General features: G+C 72.1%; 20 protein-coding genes and 1 pseudogene. 9 read left to right on the forward strand and 12 right to left on the reverse strand.

The annotated features are described in order from the left end of the window. Positions 1-9: 9 nt before the first annotated feature. Both ACIPLC_RS01660 and ACIPLC_RS01665 read right to left on the reverse strand, forming a co-directional pair. Positions 10-261: a hypothetical protein gene (locus tag ACIPLC_RS01660; protein ID WP_400469758.1), complete on the reverse strand. Its 252-nt coding sequence runs from the start codon at positions 259-261 to the stop codon at positions 10-12. Next, entirely contained in the window at positions 258-3467 is a 3210-nt protein-coding gene (locus ACIPLC_RS01665; protein WP_400469761.1) for an SNF2-related protein, read from the reverse strand. Before ACIPLC_RS01665 ends, ACIPLC_RS01660 begins: the two co-directional genes overlap by 4 nt. Before the next feature lie 182 nt (positions 3468-3649). Here ACIPLC_RS01665 and ACIPLC_RS01670 point away from each other — a divergent pair, with 182 nt between their 5' ends. Continuing rightward, positions 3650-4264 (forward strand): YceI family protein, encoded by a 615-nt coding sequence (locus ACIPLC_RS01670; protein ID WP_400469764.1) that lies wholly within the window; start codon positions 3650-3652, stop codon positions 4262-4264. A gap of 176 nt (positions 4265-4440) precedes the next feature. Here the strand turns inward: ACIPLC_RS01670 and ACIPLC_RS01675 are convergent, their stop codons facing one another. Beyond that, positions 4441-5403 (reverse strand): LysR family transcriptional regulator, encoded by a 963-nt coding sequence (locus ACIPLC_RS01675; protein WP_400469767.1) that lies wholly within the window; start codon positions 5401-5403, stop codon positions 4441-4443. A 148-nt stretch (positions 5404-5551) separates the two neighbouring features. Between ACIPLC_RS01675 and ACIPLC_RS01680 the strand changes: the two genes are divergently transcribed. Both ACIPLC_RS01680 and ACIPLC_RS01685 read left to right on the forward strand, forming a co-directional pair. Next, positions 5552-6832: an MFS transporter gene (locus ACIPLC_RS01680; RefSeq protein ID WP_400469770.1), complete on the forward strand. Its 1281-nt coding sequence runs from the start codon at positions 5552-5554 to the stop codon at positions 6830-6832. Between the two features lie 10 nt (positions 6833-6842). Further along, entirely contained in the window at positions 6843-7322 is a 480-nt protein-coding gene (locus tag ACIPLC_RS01685; RefSeq protein ID WP_400469772.1) for a macro domain-containing protein, read from the forward strand. On the opposite strand, the gene ACIPLC_RS01690 is transcribed toward ACIPLC_RS01685, so the two are convergent. Further along, positions 7307-7864 carry a GNAT family N-acetyltransferase gene (locus ACIPLC_RS01690; RefSeq protein WP_400469775.1) on the reverse strand — a complete coding sequence of 186 codons (558 nt, stop codon included), beginning with the start codon at positions 7862-7864 and terminating at the stop codon, positions 7307-7309. The genes ACIPLC_RS01685 and ACIPLC_RS01690 overlap by 16 nt on opposite strands. Before the next feature lie 43 nt (positions 7865-7907). Here ACIPLC_RS01690 and ACIPLC_RS01695 point away from each other — a divergent pair, with 43 nt between their 5' ends. The 3 genes and pseudogenes from ACIPLC_RS01695 (at position 7908) to ACIPLC_RS01705 (ending at position 9410) form a co-directional block, all read left to right on the forward strand. Continuing rightward, on the forward strand, positions 7908-8048 hold the full coding sequence (locus ACIPLC_RS01695; RefSeq protein WP_400469778.1) for a hypothetical protein: 141 nt from the start codon (positions 7908-7910) through the stop codon (positions 8046-8048). Between the two features lie 157 nt (positions 8049-8205). Continuing rightward, a pseudogene (locus ACIPLC_RS01700) lies at positions 8206-8385 on the forward strand (TetR/AcrR family transcriptional regulator); the annotation flags it as partial. A 281-nt stretch (positions 8386-8666) separates the two neighbouring features. Beyond that, entirely contained in the window at positions 8667-9410 is a 744-nt protein-coding gene (locus ACIPLC_RS01705) for a TetR family transcriptional regulator (protein WP_400469781.1), read from the forward strand. A gap of 84 nt (positions 9411-9494) precedes the next feature. On the opposite strand, the gene ACIPLC_RS01710 is transcribed toward ACIPLC_RS01705, so the two are convergent. The 6 genes from ACIPLC_RS01710 to ACIPLC_RS01735 all read right to left on the reverse strand — a co-directional run bounded on the left by ACIPLC_RS01710 (position 9495) and on the right by ACIPLC_RS01735 (position 12088). Then, positions 9495-10682, reverse strand: coding sequence for an rRNA adenine N-6-methyltransferase family protein (locus tag ACIPLC_RS01710; protein WP_400469784.1), 1188 nt, complete (start codon positions 10680-10682; stop codon positions 9495-9497). Further along, positions 10683-10850, reverse strand: a complete 168-nt coding sequence (locus ACIPLC_RS01715) for a hypothetical protein (RefSeq protein WP_400469787.1) — start codon at positions 10848-10850, stop codon at positions 10683-10685. It abuts the gene before it with no gap. A 118-nt stretch (positions 10851-10968) separates the two neighbouring features. Continuing rightward, positions 10969-11373 (reverse strand): hypothetical protein, encoded by a 405-nt coding sequence (locus ACIPLC_RS01720; RefSeq protein ID WP_400469790.1) that lies wholly within the window; start codon positions 11371-11373, stop codon positions 10969-10971. Between the two features lie 123 nt (positions 11374-11496). Then, positions 11497-11676, reverse strand: a complete 180-nt coding sequence (locus tag ACIPLC_RS01725) for a hypothetical protein (protein WP_400469793.1) — start codon at positions 11674-11676, stop codon at positions 11497-11499. Beyond that, positions 11673-11915 (reverse strand): hypothetical protein, encoded by a 243-nt coding sequence (locus tag ACIPLC_RS01730; RefSeq protein WP_400469796.1) that lies wholly within the window; start codon positions 11913-11915, stop codon positions 11673-11675. Before ACIPLC_RS01730 ends, ACIPLC_RS01725 begins: the two co-directional genes overlap by 4 nt. Continuing rightward, positions 11912-12088 (reverse strand): hypothetical protein, encoded by a 177-nt coding sequence (locus tag ACIPLC_RS01735; RefSeq protein ID WP_400469799.1) that lies wholly within the window; start codon positions 12086-12088, stop codon positions 11912-11914. Before ACIPLC_RS01735 ends, ACIPLC_RS01730 begins: the two co-directional genes overlap by 4 nt. A gap of 845 nt (positions 12089-12933) precedes the next feature. Between ACIPLC_RS01735 and ACIPLC_RS01740 the strand changes: the two genes are divergently transcribed. Further along, positions 12934-13698 (forward strand): helix-turn-helix domain-containing protein, encoded by a 765-nt coding sequence (locus tag ACIPLC_RS01740; protein ID WP_400469802.1) that lies wholly within the window; start codon positions 12934-12936, stop codon positions 13696-13698. Positions 13699-13701: 3 nt separating this feature from the next. Beyond that, positions 13702-14037, forward strand: coding sequence for a PCC domain-containing protein (locus ACIPLC_RS01745; protein WP_400469805.1), 336 nt, complete (start codon positions 13702-13704; stop codon positions 14035-14037). Positions 14038-14056: 19 nt separating this feature from the next. On the opposite strand, the gene ACIPLC_RS01750 is transcribed toward ACIPLC_RS01745, so the two are convergent. Continuing rightward, the gene (locus tag ACIPLC_RS01750) at positions 14057-14344 is read right to left on the reverse strand and encodes a hypothetical protein (protein WP_400469808.1); all 288 of its coding nucleotides are present in this window, start codon (positions 14342-14344) and stop codon (positions 14057-14059) included. A 454-nt stretch (positions 14345-14798) separates the two neighbouring features. Here ACIPLC_RS01750 and ACIPLC_RS01755 point away from each other — a divergent pair, with 454 nt between their 5' ends. Further along, positions 14799-15305, forward strand: a complete 507-nt coding sequence (locus ACIPLC_RS01755) for a TetR family transcriptional regulator C-terminal domain-containing protein (protein WP_400469811.1) — start codon at positions 14799-14801, stop codon at positions 15303-15305. Between the two features lie 81 nt (positions 15306-15386). On the opposite strand, the gene ACIPLC_RS01760 is transcribed toward ACIPLC_RS01755, so the two are convergent. Then, a partial coding sequence (locus tag ACIPLC_RS01760; protein WP_400469813.1) for an MFS transporter occupies positions 15387-15991 on the reverse strand: 605 nt, incomplete at its 5' end.

The following is a 15991-nucleotide window of genomic DNA, read 5'->3' on the forward strand; positions in this document are numbered from 1 at the left end:
GAGGCCTCGTCAGCGGCCGAAGGCCTCGTACGCGGGGGCGAGCAGGGTGGCGAGGTCGCGGCCGCGCACGGTGACGCCGGAGCGGCCGAGGCGGCGCAGCGAGGACTCCCCGGGCTCCTCCGCGGGCCCGGGCGGGGCCGGGCGCAGGGTGAAGTCGCCGCCCCAGTAGGCGGCGACGTTCACGGCGGGGGCGTCCGCGGGCGGGGCGTTCCCGGGTGGGGCGTCCCCCGGTGGGACGGGGGCGGGGTGGTCGGGTGTCATGCGTCCTCCTCGGCGACGGCGTCCTCGCGGGTGAGCGCGACCAGTTCGCGCAGCGCCTCGACCGGCAGGTCGGTGAGCCAGCGCTCCCCCTCCCCCACCACCGCTGCCGCCAACGAGCGCTTGGCGGCGAGGAGTTCGTCGATCCGCTCCTCGACGGTGCCGACGCAGACCAGCCGGCGGACCTGGACGTCCCGGCGCTGGCCGATCCGGAACGCGCGGTCCGTGGCCTGCTCCTCGACCGCCGGGTTCCACCAGCGGTCCAGGTGGATCACCTGGTTGGCGGCGGTCAGGTTGAGGCCGGTGCCGCCGGCCCGCAGCGAGAGCAGGAACACCCGCGGCCCGTCCGGGGACTGGAAGCGCTCGACCATCTCCTCGCGGCGGGCCCGGGGGACGCCGCCGTGCAGGTAGAGCACCTCCTCGCCGAGCCGGCGGGCCAGGTACGGGCGCAGCATCGTGCCGAACTCGGCGTACTGGGTGAAGACCAGCGTCCGGTCGCCCTCGGCCAGCGCCTCCTCCAGCAGCTCCGCCAGCCGGGCCACCTTGCCCGAGCGCTCGCCCAACGCCGATCCGTCGTGCAGCAGTTGGGCCGGGTGGTTGCACACCTGCTTGAGCTTGCCGATCGCGGCCAGCACGGTGCCGCGCCGCTCCACGCCCCGGATCCCCTCGACCCGCTGCAGCAGGTCGGCCACCACCGCCTGGTAGAGGCCCGCCTGCTCGGTGGTGAGGCTGCACCAGACCGTCATCTCCTGCTTGGCCGGCAGCTCGGCGGCCACCGCCGGGTCGGACTTGAGCCGGCGCAGCACGAACGGGGCGGTACGGCGCTGGAGTTCGGCGGTGCGCTCGGGGTTGCGGTGCAGTTCGACCGGGATCGCGTAGCGCTCCTTGAAGCGTTCGGCCGGGCCGAGCAGCCCGGGGTTGGCGAAGTCCAGGACGGCGTGCAGTTCGGCGAGCCGGTTCTCCACCGGGGTGCCGGTCAGGGCGATCCGGTGGCGGGTGACGGGCAGCGCACGGACGGCCCGGGCCTGGGCGGTGCCGGCGTTCTTGACGTACTGCGCCTCGTCCGCGACCACCCGGCGCCAGCGGATCGTCCGCAGCGCGGCGAGGTCGCGCTGGACCAGCCCGTAGGTGGTGATGACGAGGTCCACGCCGCCCACGGCGTCGGCGAGTTGGTCGGCGCCCAGGCGGCCGGAGCCGTGGTGGACGTAGCGCCGCAGGGCGGGGGCGAAGCGCTCGGCCTCGCGCTGCCAGTTGCCGACCAGGGACATCGGGCAGACCAGCAGGGTGGGGCCGACCGCCCCCTCGGCCTGCTCGGTGGCCAGCAGGGCGAGGGTCTGGACGGTCTTGCCGAGGCCCATGTCGTCGGCCAGCACGGCCCCGAGGCCGAGCCCGGCCATCGCCCGCAGCCAGGCCAGGCCGCGCTCCTGGTAGGGGCGCAGGGCGGCCCGGAAGTCCGGCGGCAGCGCGGGGGCGGGGGCCGGGGCGGCGCGCCCGGCGAGCAGGTCGCCGAGCGGACCGTCCGCCCGGACGGCGGTGACGGGCAGCCCGGCGACGGTCGCCTCCGGGTCGAGGGCCAGCCGCAGCAGGTCGGCGGTGGCCAGCACGCCGTCGCGCCGGTCCGCGAGGAAGGCGAGCGCGGCGGCGATCTGCTCCGGGTCGGCCTCCAGCCAGGTGCCGCGGACCCGGACCAACCCCTGCTTGGCGGCGGCGAGTTCGGCCAGTTCCTGTTCGGTGAGCGGCGCCCCCTCCGAGCCGAGCGCGGCCTGCCAGCGGAAGGCGACCACGGCGTCCCGGTCCACCTGGGAGGCGGCGGCGAGCGAGCCGGGCGCGGGCGGGGTGGTGGCCCGCAGGGCGAGCCCGAGCCTGGGCCGGCGGCGCCACCAGGCGGGCAGCAGCACGCCGAATCCGCCCTCGGCGAGGGCTGGCGCGGCGGTGCGCAGGAAGTCCAGCGCGCCGGCCCGGTCGAGCGGCAGGGCGGCCGGGCGGGAGCGGTGCCGCAGGCCGTCCAGGGCCGGCCAGCGGTGGGCGGCGCGGGCGAGCTCGGCGACCAGGACGTGGGCCGGGTCCGGCGCCTTGCGGGCCAGCGCGGCGTGGGCGGCGCCGCCCTCGTGCAGATCGGCGGCGCGGACCAGCAGGGAGGGCTCGTCGACGGCCTGGAGCAGGAACTCCAGCTGCCAGGCGTCGTCGGAGGGCCGGCCCTCGGGGTCGTCCGGATCGGGCCCGAGCGGCTCCAGCAGGCGGAAGCAGAGCCGGAGCGCGGGCGCGGTGGGCTCGGCGGCGGCGTACCAGGCGGCGAGCCGGCGGCGCAGTTCGGCGAAACCCTCGGACGGGACGTCCGTGAGGCCGCCGTCCGGGGTGGTCAGGGCGTGCAGCCAGCGTTCGGCGGCGGCCCCCACCGCAGCGGCCCCCGTGGCGTCGGTTCGGGCGCCGCCGGTCAGAGCGCCACCGGTTCGGGCGCCACCGGTTCGGGCGCCGCCCTGGACCAGCGGGGGCGTGTCGGCCAGGGCGGCCCGGGCCTCGGCGTCCACCAGCGCGCCCAGCGCGGCGTCCAGCAGGGCCTCGCCGGTGCCGCCGCCGGCCGGCCACTCCCCCAGCAGGACGGGCGGGCAGCCCGCCGCCAGTGCGGCGGCCTCCCGGCGGCCCGCCGGGGTGGGGTCGGGCCGCCAGCGGGCCTGCGGGCGGCCCGCCGCCAGGGCGGGCAACGGCAGCACCCGGCCCCGGCCGACCGTTCGCCAGGCGAGGTCGTGCACGCCGGTCAGCCAGCGCAGCGCGGGCCCCTGGACGACCTCGACGCGCCCGGCGCCGGGCAGGTCGGTGCTGGTGACGGCCCAGTGCGGGTCGAAGACCTCGCCGAGCAGTTGGGCGGCCGCCCCGGCGTCGAAGAGCAGTGCGGGGACGCGCCAGGGCGCCAGGACGGCCGCGCCCCGGACCGGGGTGACCGGCAGGTCGGGCGAGGGCGCGGGCAGGGCGCCGGTGGTGGGCAGCAGCAGGGTGGCCCAGCGCTCGGGGGCCTGGCCGGCGAGCCAGCCGAGGCCGGGCCCGATGCCGCCGAGGACGGCGGCGAGTTCGCCGGCCGGGCAGGCGTAGGGGTGGGCGCGCGGGGCCGACCGGTCGGGGCGCGGCTCGGCGGCGCCCGGGTGGGCGCGGGCGTCCTCGGCCCACAGGGCCAGCCGTCCGTCCGCCCGCCAGAGCGCGTGCAGGACGAACATGTGGGGGGCCTCCCGGTCGGCGGAACCGTCCTTCGCAGCCTAACCGGGCGGTCCGACAGTGCCGTTTCGCCAAGTCCTTCGCGAAACGCCGAGGGCTGTGGTTGAAATTTGAACGAAGGCGGCCTACGCTGAAGCCAACAAGTTGAAGCCTAAACAAATGGCTTCGGACCCGAGGAGGAGCCATGGGCCTGTTCAACCGCACCAAGACCGCCACCCCCGCCACCGTCGCCGTCGCCGAGACCCCGACCGGCCCGGACCTCGCCCACCTGACCGGCGACTGGACCATCGACACCACGCACAGCGAGGTCGCCTTCTCGGTGCGCCACGCCATGGTGACGAACGTGAAGGGCCGCTTCACCGAGTACGACGGCAAGCTGCACCTGGACGGCAGCGCCCCGGGCAACTCCTCCGCCGACCTGGTGATCAAGGTCGCCAGCATCGACACCAACCAGGCCCAGCGCGACGAGCACCTGCGCACCGGCGACTTCTTCGCCGCCGACACCTACCCGGAGATCCGCTTCCGCAGCACCGCGGCCGAGCGGCTGCGCGGCGACACGTACCGGATGAGCGGCGAGCTGACCATCAAGGACACCACCCGCCCGGTGGTCCTGGACCTGGAGTACACCGGCAGCGCCACCGACGCCTACGGCGCCGAGCGGGTCGGCTTCGAGGGCAGCGCCGTCCTCGACCGCACCGCGTTCGGCCTGACCTACAACGCGGCCCTGGAGACCGGCGGCGTGCTGATCGGCGAGAAGGTCAAGCTCAGCTTCGACATCTCCGCCGTCAAGGCGGCCTGACCCGGCCGTCCATGGCTGTCACCCGGGCCGGACCCGCCCCCGGGCAGGTCCGCCCGCCCGCCGCCCCTGCCGACCCCCGACGGCAGGGGCGGTGTCGTGCCCCCGGTTGCCCGGCCCTGATCGCCCGGCCCTCGTCGCCCGGCCCTGATCGCCCGGCTCCGGTCGCCCGGCCTTGGTCACCCGAGCAGCGCCGCGTCCGCCGCCGGCAGCCAGCTGCCCACCGGCCGGCGCAGCCAGCCCTCGGCCGCACCGAGCCCGGCGGCCGCGGCGGCCAGCGCGGCCAGCCCCGGGTGGCGCTCGCCGGGCCGGTGCACGAGGCTGACCAGGCTCAGCGGCACCGGCTCCACCAGCGGCACGTTCACCACCCCCGGAATCCTCGGCCCGCCGACGGTGGTCAGCATCGGATCGCCGTGCCGGGCGAGGTAGCGGGCCGTCTCGTCCACGCCCACCGGCGGCACGTACGGCGCGGCCGGCGTCAGGCCGTACTCGCGCAGCAGGCGGACGCCGAGGTCGGCCCACTCGGTGGTGGCCGGATTGCCGACGCAGACGTCGACGGGGTGCCCGGCCAGCTCGGCGACGCGCAGCGCCGGGCGGCCGGCCAGCGGGTGGGTGTCCGCCATCATCACCGAGATCCGCTCCAACCGGACCGGCCGCTGGGCGAGTTGGTCCCGCAGCGAGGTGGGCAGTCCGGCGAACCGCCCGAAGGACACGTCCAGTCGGTGGGCCAGCAGTTCGGCGGCGGCCGCGGCGAGGCCGCCGTGGAAGCGGGCCAGCAGTTCGCCCTCCGGCCAGGCGGCGCGGGCGCGTTCGAGCACCCGGTCGGCGGTGAGGTCCGGGCCGGTGACGTCGCTGTTGAGGTCCAGCAGCAGCGGCCGGGCCGCGGCGCCCGCCAGGATCTCGTCGTGCAGGGCGAGGAGCCGGCGCGCCCGGGGCAGCAACCGCAGCCCGGCCGGGGTGAGTTCGACGCTGCGGGTGGTGCGGGTGAACAGCGTGTCGCCGAGCAGCCCCTCCAGGGTCCGGATGTCCCGGCTGAGCGCCTGCTGGGCGACGTGCAGCCGCCCGGCAGCCCGGCCGAAGTGCAGGCTCTCGGCGGTCGCGACGAAGCCGCGGAGCAGGCGGGGGTGCAGGTCACGGGGCATGGGCAGCAGATTAACAACGGCCTGCTGTGAATGCGACGGAACAGGTGTTGGACCGCCGCCGGGCGCCGCCGCGAGGCTAGGGCGTGTCCGGCGGATCTTGCCGGGCCCGCCCTAGAGGCATCCCCTCTCGCCCTCCCCCAGGAGCCCGATGCCCTCGCGCGCCCTCCTCACCTCCTACCGACGGCTGTTCACGGCCCCCGGCGCCGCCGCCTTCACCCTCGCCGGGCTGCTCGGCCGGCTCGCGCTGTCGATGAACGGCGTCGCCCTGGTCGTGCTGCTCGCCGAGCGACGCGGCTCGTACGCGCTGGCCGGCACCGTCTCGGCGGCCGGGCTGGTCACCGGAGCGATCGGGATGCCGCTGCTCGGGCGGCTGGTGGACCGGTACGGGCAGGCGCGGGTGACCGTCCCGGCCGCGCTCTACAACGCCGCCCCGCTCGCCGCCCTGCTGCTCTGCGTCCGGCTCGGCGCACCCGACTGGACGCTCTACGCCTGCTGGGCTGCCTGCGCGGCCGCACCCAACCTCGGCGGCATGGCCCGGGCCCGCTGGGCGCACCTGTACCGGGCGGACCCGGCCGCCCGGCACCTGGCCAACTCGCTCGAACAGGCCCTGGACGAACTCTGCTTCATGGCCGGGCCCGTCCTCGCGATGGCCCTCTGCACGGCGGTCGCCCCGGAGGCCGGGCTGCTCGCCGCCGGGGCGCTCGGCACCACCGGCGCCCTGCTGTTCGCGGCCCAGCGGCGCACCGAACCGCCGCCGCCCGCCCGTTCGGAGGGAGGCCGCCACGGCTCGCCGCTGCGGGTGCCCGGGCTGCGGGTGCTGCTGCTCGCCTTCCTCGCCACCGGCATGGTCTTCGGCTCGACCGAGATCACCACCGTGGCGTACGCCGACGCGCTCGGGCACAAGGCGGCGGCGGGCGCGCTGCTGGCCCTGGTCGCGGGCGGATCCTGCCTGGCCGGGCTGCTGTTCGGGCTGCTGACGCCGCGTCGGGCGCCCGGGGTGCGCTTCCTGTCCGGGGCGGCGGCGATGGCCGGGGCGCTGCTGCTGCCGCTCGCCGCCGGGCTGGGCGGGGCCGGGCTCGGCCTGCTCGGGGTCGCGCTGTTCGCGGCCGGCACGGCCACCGCGCCGACCATGGTGACCGGGATGACGCTGGTCCAGGAGCTGCTGCCGGGGCGGCAGTTCAACGAGGGGATGGCGGTCGCGGTGTCCGGCATCGTGGTCGGCATCTCGGGCGGCGCGGCGCTCGCCGGCGCGGTCGCCGAGCACGCCGCCCCCGGTACCGGCTACGCGCTGCCGGCCTGCGCCGCCGCGCTCGCCCTGCTGATCGCCCTGGCCGGGCGGCGGCACCTGCGCGCCGACGGGCCCGGGGCCGCGCCGTCCGCCGGACCCCCGGCGGAAAATGCCGAGCGGACTGTCAGTGCCTCGGGCTAGCTTTCGGGGCATGGCGGAAATCACCTATGTCCGGGGCGATGCCACCGCGCCGCAGGGCAAGGGCGTGAAGGTGATCGCGCACGTCTGCAACGACCTCGGCGGCTGGGGCAAGGGCTTCGTGCTCGCGCTGTCCAGACGCTGGCCCGAGCCCGAGGCCGCGTTCCGGCGCTGGCACCGGGAGCGGGCGGGCAACGACTTCGGCCTCGGCGCCCTGCAGTCGGTGCAGGTCGAGCCGTACGTCTGGGTGGCCAACCTGGTCGGCCAGCGCGGCATCCGGACGGGGCGCTCCACCGGGGTGCCGGTCCGGTACGAGGCGATCGACACCGCGCTGGCCGCGCTGGGCGACCATGCGCGGGAGCTCGGCGCTTCCGTCCACATGCCGAGGCTCGGCTGCGGGCTGGCCGGCGGGCGCTGGGAGCGGGTCGAACCGCTGGTGTCCGCGCGGCTGGTGGAGCGCGGGGTGCCGGTGACGGTCTACGACGTCGGCTGAGCCGGTACCGCCTGCGCCGCGAGGCTTTCGGCGGGCCAGCCGTACACGCACTCGGGCAGCACGTACCCGCCCGGGAACACGCCCTCCTGCACCCGCGTCCGCACGCCGCCCTCGCGCTCGTAGAAGGCGATCGCGCGGGTGTTGTCGCGCAGCACCTCCAGGTACAGCTCGGCCCCGGGGTGCCGCTCGGCGACGTGGGCGCGGGCCGCGGCGAACAGTGCGCGGCCGATGCCGCCGCCGGTCCGGCCGGGGCGGACGTGCAGGTTGTCGACCAGCACCCGGCCGTCCGGCTGCGGGACGAGGTAGACGAACCCGACCGTCTCCCCGGCCTGTTCGGCGATCAGCAGTTCGGGCTCGGCGGCCGGCTCGCCGTAGTCGACGGTCAGCCGCAGCTCCCACAGCTCGCGCCGCTGGACGGGCAGCCCGTCGCCGAGCGCGTCCGCGGGGACGATCCCGCGGTAGGCGGTGAGCCAGCTGTGGGCGTGCAGGTCGGCGACGGCCGCGGCGTCCTGCACTCCGCCGCGCCGGATGGTGGTCTGCACGGGACTGATCATGTGACGAGCCTCCCACAGATTGGAGTTGAACATGTTCAAGCGCAACCTCTACAGTTCTCCCATCATTTTGAACGCGTTCGAAATGATGGGGGTGATGGATGCGGCACCGAGCGCGGAGGGGACGTCCGGTGCCGCGTCCACCGACACCGGCTGGAGTTTCGTCTCCGGCTAGGCTCGTGCCCGTGGACGACCTGGCAGCGACGAACCGAACGGGCGGCACGAGCGGTGCGGCCGCGACCCCGGCCGGCACCCCGGCCGGCACTCCGGCTGGCACCCCGACCGAACCTGCGGCCGACACCGCGGCTGCACCCGGCACCGACAGCGGGCCCATGCCCGGCGGCCGGGCGCAACCGAAGACCGACAAGAGCGAGCAGACCCGGGCGCTGATCCTGGAGACGGCCATGCGGCTGTTCCAGGAACGCGGCTACGAGAAGACCACCATGCGCGCGATCGCCACCGAGGCGGGCGTCTCGGTCGGCAACGCCTACTACTACTTCTCGGCCAAAGAGTTGCAGGTCAGGTCTAGTACGGGTTCGGTGCGCGTGGCTGCCAGCAGCCGGCGTCCGAGGTCCGTCCAGTCCTGCGGCGCCGCCGGGTTCGGGCCCCCAAGGACCCACCACGCCCCGTCCGGCGTCGCCAGGTCGCGCGGCTCCGCCTTGCACGGGATTCCCTGGCCAGCCAGCAGGGCAACAGCGGCTTCTGCGTCCAACTTGATCATGGAGGCAGGCTACCGCCCGAGGCTTACGCAGGGCGGGGTTTCGCAGACCCCTGCCCGGTAGGGTCGGCCAGCGTGGACAAGCCGAACGAGACTGGCGCCCCCGAGCTTCCCGGCGGGCGGGCACTGCCCAAGACAGACAAGAGCGAGCAGACCCGCGCCCTGATCCTCGAAACGGCCATGCGGCTATTTCAGGAACGCGGATACGAAAAAACCACAATGCGCGCCATTGCAACCGAAGCGGGAATCTCGGTCGGGAATGCATATTACTATTTCGCCGGAAAAGAGTTCCTAATTCAGGGATTCTATGACCGGATGACTTACGACCATGCCGCAGACGCAAGAAATCGAATGGCGGAAACGCGGGAGTTTGCGGCGCGTCTGGAAATTGCCATTACGTCATGGCTCGACACGGCCGCGCCGTACCACGAGTTCGCCGCGCAGTTCTTCCGCACGGCCGCCGACCCCACCAGCTCGCTGAGCCCGTTCTCCAACGAGTCCCACCCGGCGCGAGCGACCGCCGTGGAACTGTTCCGCGACGTCCTGGCCGGCTCGGAACTGGCGCCGAAGCTGGATGCCGAACTGGTCGAGCTGCTGCCGGATGTTCTCTGGCTGCACCTCATGATTGTTGTTCTCTACTGGGTCTTCGACCGGACCGAGGGCACCGAGCGGACACGGGAATTCGTCCGCCGGTCCACTCCCATGGCAGCCCGGTTGATCAACCTCTCGCGCTATCGGGTGTTCCGCCCGATCGTCCGCGATGCCAAGGGGCTTATCCAGGATTTCATCCTGCCCACCATTGGCAAGGTGGCGAAGTAAGACAACGTTCGCAAGGTAGGGCTTGGATGGGCGCGGGGAGGCATACGGGTCGAATCGAATGGACCCCGCGCCCTAGTTCTCAGCCTAGCTGGTCTGATCCGACGCCCGAACTACGTTCTCCGGATTGTCGAGCCAGTACCGATGGTCCCCGGTGGTGGACACGGTCAGTCCGAAACGATCCGGGCCGGGTTCCTTACTGTCGAGCCACCAGGCGTGAGCCTTGGCTACTTCGTCCCACAGACGCCGCTCTCCGTGCTGCCACACGGAGAACCCGTTCGAACCCTCGCCCGCCCAGTCGACGGCCGCCCATGACCTGGTGTCCGTGGTTGCGAGCCAGAGTCGGCGGGCAACACCGTCAACGTTGGGGTCGTCGTCCCACGCTTTCCAAACGTTGCCGAGCTGCACGCCGAGCGTGAACGCGAGATCCCACCTGTCCTCGGCAATGTCGTGCGCGGGCAACTCGGTGCACGACTCCTGCGGCACGTGCTCATCGCGGACCACGTCCCGATAGAGCCTGACCCCGGATCGCTGCCGTCGGTTGAGCATGAACGCGCTGTGCGGGTGGAACCGCCCTTCTGCGCTGCCGTCCTCGGCGACGGTCAGCAGCAGCAGTCCCCAGCCCAGCCACGGACTGTCCCACGGCAGCAGGATCAGGCCGCCGGGCTCGGTCTGTGCGATCAGGTCCGGCGGTACGGACCGGAAAGCGCATGTGCCGATCACCCGGGCGTACCTCGCGCCGGACGGCCAGCCTCGATTGCCATCCCCGCACACCACCACGGGCGACAGCCCGAGTTCATGCAGGGTGGCGCGAGCCCGCGCGGTTACGGCGGGGTCCACCTCGATACTGGTCACCAGGTCGGACCCCAGGCGGTGTGACAGGAGACCGCAGTTCCACCCCGGTCCGGTACCGATCTCCAGCACCTTCATTCCGGGCCGCAGTTCGAGCATTTCGAGCATGCGGAGGACGATGCTGGGATCGGACAAGGACGACGTCGGTACCGGGTCGTCGTCCGTCTCCTGACCATCGTTCACCTGCGTCACGACCGGGTTTTCCGCGTAGGCGGCAGCCCACCAGCCGGCGGGGTCGTCCGTGCGACGGCAGGGCGTCAGATCGTCGGCGCTCCAGATCAGATCCGGCAGGAAGCGATGCCTCGGGACCGCGTAGAGGGCGGACTCCCACTCGGGGGCCACGTCGTGGCCGAGATACTTCGTGATGGCCCGGAGCAGGCCGCGCACGGCGGCCCGCTCCGACTCGTTCCGCTCGTCCGTCAACTACTTGCCCTTGTCCTTGCCGTGCTTGTTGTCGGTCTTACCGGACTGGTGGTCGTTGGTGGTCTTGCTGTCACCGGGGTCCTTCTTCCCCCCGTGCTTGCCCTGTCCGCCGTCGTTCTTGCCCGATCCGCCGCCGCTGCTTCCGCCCTTACCGGTTCCCCAACCCATGGCCGAACTCCTTCGTGTCGGTGGTGCTGAACCCGTCCCGTGCAGGGGCGGGGGTCTTTGGAATGTCAACGAGCCTGCGACGGCCGGTCGGCGGCGTCCTGGCACTCGCGGTAGTCGCTCACGCCACACCCCACACGTCCACGTCGGCCCCGTACCCGGACGTGACCAGGGCGACCCGCGTTCGCACCAGGTCCTCGGCGGTCGCGTACGCCTGTGGCGCCCCCCGCTGGACGTACCGTCCACCACCGATGGCGCTCATGAACGAGACGAACATGCGGGGCAGGCTGGCGGCAGCGTCCGTCACCTCGGCCAGGTGCACCGTGACCGCGTACCCGGGAACAGGGTCCTCATCGACAATCAGCGTCGCCACGTCCGCCCACGACGCGATCAGCTTGCGGATGTACTCCCGGGAAAATCCGGGATCGGCCGCCGCCACCCTGCTCGCGACGTGGTCCCCGTACGCGTAGAACGGGCCGTCGACCAGCAGTGCGACCCCTCGCGATTGGATCGTGGTTTTCGGCATGTCCTTGCTCCTCCCCTAAGTTGGTGATGTCCGGTGCCCGGGCGGATACTGCACCTGGCCCTGTCTGAGCGGCCGGTGCGTGGCTCCCCGGGCGCGTGCGAACACGGCCCGGGGATTCCCCGCCTACCTGCGGGACATGACGATCACTCGGATTCCCCAGCCCTTGCGCCAGACCTCGACGGTTCGAGTCGGGCTCACTCGGACCCACCACAGGCGGCCGGAGGCGCGGTCGTCCTGGTCCCAGTCGAGACCGCCGAACACCAGGACGACCAGGGCCGCGAGGAACAGCAGACGCTCCGTCACTCGCCGTCCCACTTAACGGGCACGACCACCACGACATCCGTGACTGTCCGTCGGAACACGGTGTGCGCCGACTTTTCGTTGTGCGCGCAGATGGCCTTGGTGAGCGCGCCCAGGTCGGTCGACGATCCGCTGTGCCACAGGCACAGGCCGCCAGCGTCGATGCACCTGGCTCTGCCGGTCACGAGCACCTCGGGGTTGTGGTGGACGGTGTACTCCCGGAACCGATACGCGGCCCTCACTCGGACACATCCTCGACGGCCGGGGCGGGCAGGTCGTCGGCCGACTGTTGCGCGGGAACGGCGTCGTCGGGTTCCTCGGCCGGGCCGGCGTACGACCGGTGCGCGGGCAGGTAGGCGTCACGCGGGGGGTGGCCGTCGAAGTAGCCGGACTGGGGCCTGTTGTGGTCGATCATGGCTTCCCTACTCGATGTTCGTGCGCCAGCTGGCACACGGTTGTGGTTCAGCTCTCGGGTTCGCTCCCGCAGGAGTCGCACGGTGGGCGACTCGACGGGTTCCAAGGGCGGGCGGGTGTCGGACGGTTCGTCGACCTCAGTGGGTGCTACGGCCGAACGGGCGTCGGCCTGGTCGCCGTCCTGCGTCGGACCTTTCGACGTCGCGGGAAGGGGTTCACTCACTCCCACCGCCCCGGGGGTGCTTGCAGTGCGCCGCGTGGCGGTCCCGCAGGACGAGAACGTCACTCAGACGCGACTCATCCCGGTAGTGCTGGCCAGTCTCCGGGTCGTACACACGCAGGGCCGCCGACGCCATAGCATCCAACTCGCCACATCTGCAGCACTCTTGGCTCTCAGACGGTTCTCCCCCAGCCACCGGATCCGCGGTGAGGTCAGACCGCATCTGTGCCGGCCTTCCCAGTCCGTACGGCCAGTGCAGCCTGGCACTTGGGATCCGGACACGGGCAATCCGGGGGCCGGGGGTAGTACACGCCCTTCCGGTTCGCGCTGTTCGCCTGGTACTCCGCCAGGACGGCCGCCATCTCGGCGGTGGTCGCTCGCCTGTCGTCCCTGTGCTGCGGACGTGCAGAATCGGGCGGCATACTGGGCGTGGTAGGGGGAACGCCACTCAGCCGCCCGGGGTCTCCCAGGGACTGAGCGACCTTCTCCGCGCCCATAAGGGCGTGGTCCGCTCGGGTCATGTTCAGCTGTCCTCCGTTGCAAGTGCAGGTGAGAACGCAGGAGAACCAGGGTCCACCTGCCGGATTCAGCAACGGAAGGGGCAAAGGTGGGGGCAAACTGAGAGGGTGGCAATCGGCGATCTGATCCGGGACCTGCGCGAGGCAGCCAACCTGACTCGGCCTCAAATGGTGGCTGCGCTCTGCGAGCACGAAGGCAAACGGGAAGAGGATCGACCAACAGTCCTCGGCCAGGTGAAGCGTTGGGAATCCAACCGGGGCATCCCGGGGGCCCGCTGGCTGGCTGCTCTGTCTCAGGTGTTGGATTGCCCGCTGTCAATACTCCAAGCGGAAGCTACGCTCAGTCGAGTGAATCGACGTGCGTTCATCAGCCTTACCGCCCTGGTTGCTACTCACGGGGCGGTGGCCGGGGAACTCCTGGCGAGCATGGCCGGGGGTGACTACGGACCGCTGACGACAGTTCAGACCACGCACGCTACAGACCTGGTCATTGCATCGCTTGCCGACGTACCCACCGCGACCCGCCTTCACGGGTGGATGCGAGACGGCGGGACGGCCCTCCTCCGGGTGAACGCTACGGGGATCCTGGCCAAGCGCCCGGGGCAGGCCGCTGCGGCCGACGTGGCCCGCGTGCTGACCCACGACCAGGAGGTGAGACACCTCTACTCGACAGCCGTCCTTGCCCGGGTTGGAGGGCTGGAGTGGGACGTAGCGGGGGTTGTGACGGCCGATCTCTCCACCGCCGGACCCCGGGCCCAGTTTCTCGCCGCCAGGCTGGCAGCAGAGAGCCTGAACGCGCGCGACGCCGGGGCCCGCTGGTGTGCCGCCGCTATGCTGCGGGACCTTACGCCGCTACTCAGTTGGGAGAGCTGACCGATGCACGTGTTCGAAGTGAAGAACGCCGAACTGATCGAGAGCATCACCGAGCAGGCCAAGACGGCCGGGGTGACGGACGGGGCGATTGTCAGCCTGATCGGCGCGGCCGACTCGTTCACGGTCAGCACGATGCCCGCCGGCGACCCGTCAGCCGACATCGTGACGGGCTACGACCGACCCGCCGAGATGCACGGCACGGGCGAGATTGTCGGCGGCGTCGTTCACATTCACGCGACCATGGCTGTGGAGGGGGACAGGGGTGTAGCTGGCCACCTTCACCGCGCCAAGATCGGTGCCTGGTTTGCACGGGCCTACGTCCTGTCCACAACTGTCTGAGCCTCCGCCTGGGGCCTTGCTAACCCTCCCCCTGGCCCTCGGCCGGCTCCAGGAACGGGTACGGGTCGACGGGCCTTCCGGCCTCCTTCACGGCGGCCTGCCAGGCATCTACAGCCTCCTGGCCGCAGCGCCGGATCATGTCCTCAACCAACCAGGCTTCAAGGGTCACGGACGGTGCTATCTGGCTGTCCAGCCACTCGGCGCACAGGCCGTGCAGGGGCCAACTGGCGATGTGTGCCCGCGCCATGGTGAAGCCACCACCCCCGGGTGCCACCCCGTTGGCTCCCCGCCGCTTCTTCTGAGTCATGGCCGTCAACGTAACAGCGCGCTAGCGCGCCAGCAACGGGCGACGGGCATCCGGAGTGGTGCAGAAACAAAAATAGGCCCCCAGCCCGGAAGGGCCAGGGGCCTACTCGAAAATGGACGTTGTCCGATTTTTGATTCAGGAGTGCACTACTCTGCCAATCGCCTTAATTTCCCCGCCGCGCCTAATTGCTTCCGCCCTCCCGCGAGAGCTCAGCAAAAGTCGAGTTCGTGAATCGCCGTTCCCCTCGGACTGCACATCAATTACAGCCAGGCGCTTACAAGCAAGGGAAAGCATAACCCGGTACTCGGCATTCATTTCCAGAATATCCGGCACGCTTCTGTACGCCGTGAGGAGCACCGCAGTTTCCTCGACGGTCAACGCAACCACGGGTGATCCCCTTGCTTCGGCCATCCAACACTCGAAGGAATTCCTGATCCAGGGGTTCTACGACCGGATGACCCACGACCACGCGGACGACGCCAGGCGCCGCATGGCCCACACCCGGAACTTCGCCGAGCGGCTGGAGATCGCCCTGGTCTCCTGGCTCGACACGGTGGCCCCCTACCACGAGTTCGCCGCGCAGTTCTTCCGCACCGCTGCCGACCCGAGCAGTTCGCTCAGCCCGTTCTCCAACGAGTCCCACCCGGCGCGGGCCACCGAGGTCGAGCTGTTCCGCGAGGTCCTGCAGGGCTCCGAGCTGGCGCCGAAGCTGGACGCCGAACTGGTCGAGCTGCTGCCCGACGTGCTGTGGCTGAACCTCATGGTCGTGGTCCTGTATTGGGTCTTCGACCGGACCCCGGACACCGAGCGGACCAGGGAGTTCGTCCGGCGCTCCACCCCGATGGCCGCCCGGGTGATCAACCTCTCCCGTTACCGGGTCTTCCGGCCGATCGTCCGCGACGCCAAGGGCCTCATCCAGGACTTCATCCTGCCCACCATCGGCAAGACCGCCGTCAAGTAGCGTCCGCCTCGGCCGTGGAGCAGAGCATCCGGCCGGTCGCTCCCGCGCTCGGGGCGACCGGCCGGATGCCCGGGTACTCGACTACACCGGGCAGGGGGCCGACCTCGGGACGGCGCCGGGTCGTCCGGTCGGTCGAGCCACCCGGTGTGGCTGCTTCTCGACGTGCGCGGGAGGCGGCTGCCGCACGGGGAACCGGCTCAGCACGACGGCCGACCCCACGTATGCCAGCGCCTGGTACGCGGTTCGGGTGTCCAGGTACAGGGCCACGCCGGCGGCTCCCGCGCCGAGTGAGATCTCGATGTTGCTCACGACCTGCTGGTGCGCGCGGGCCGTCACCCGCTCCTCGGCCGAGGCGACCAGGGCGACCAGGGCGGGGCCCCGCTGCAGGATGCCGACCACGCAGGCCGTGACGGCGAACGGCAGGAAGAACCCCACTGCCAGGTAACACAGCACCGCCGGCCCCGCAGCGAACGTGAGGACGAGCAGGACCCGACGCGGCCCGATGCGGTCGGACAGGTGTCCGACCGGCGAGGCCGCGAGCGGGCCGGCCAAGCCGGCGTCCGGGGCCTCGAACGACAGCGCCGGGGCGTCGCGGGGGGCCGCCGCGCCCAGGGCCCGGGGGGGTGTTAGACGGGCACAACCCCCAACCAAAACATTGTCCGCGTCGCCGGCGGCCGAGGCGGGCG

Source organism: Kitasatospora sp. NPDC086801 (assembly GCF_044745805.1).
Lineage (GTDB): Bacteria > Actinomycetota > Actinomycetes > Streptomycetales > Streptomycetaceae > Kitasatospora.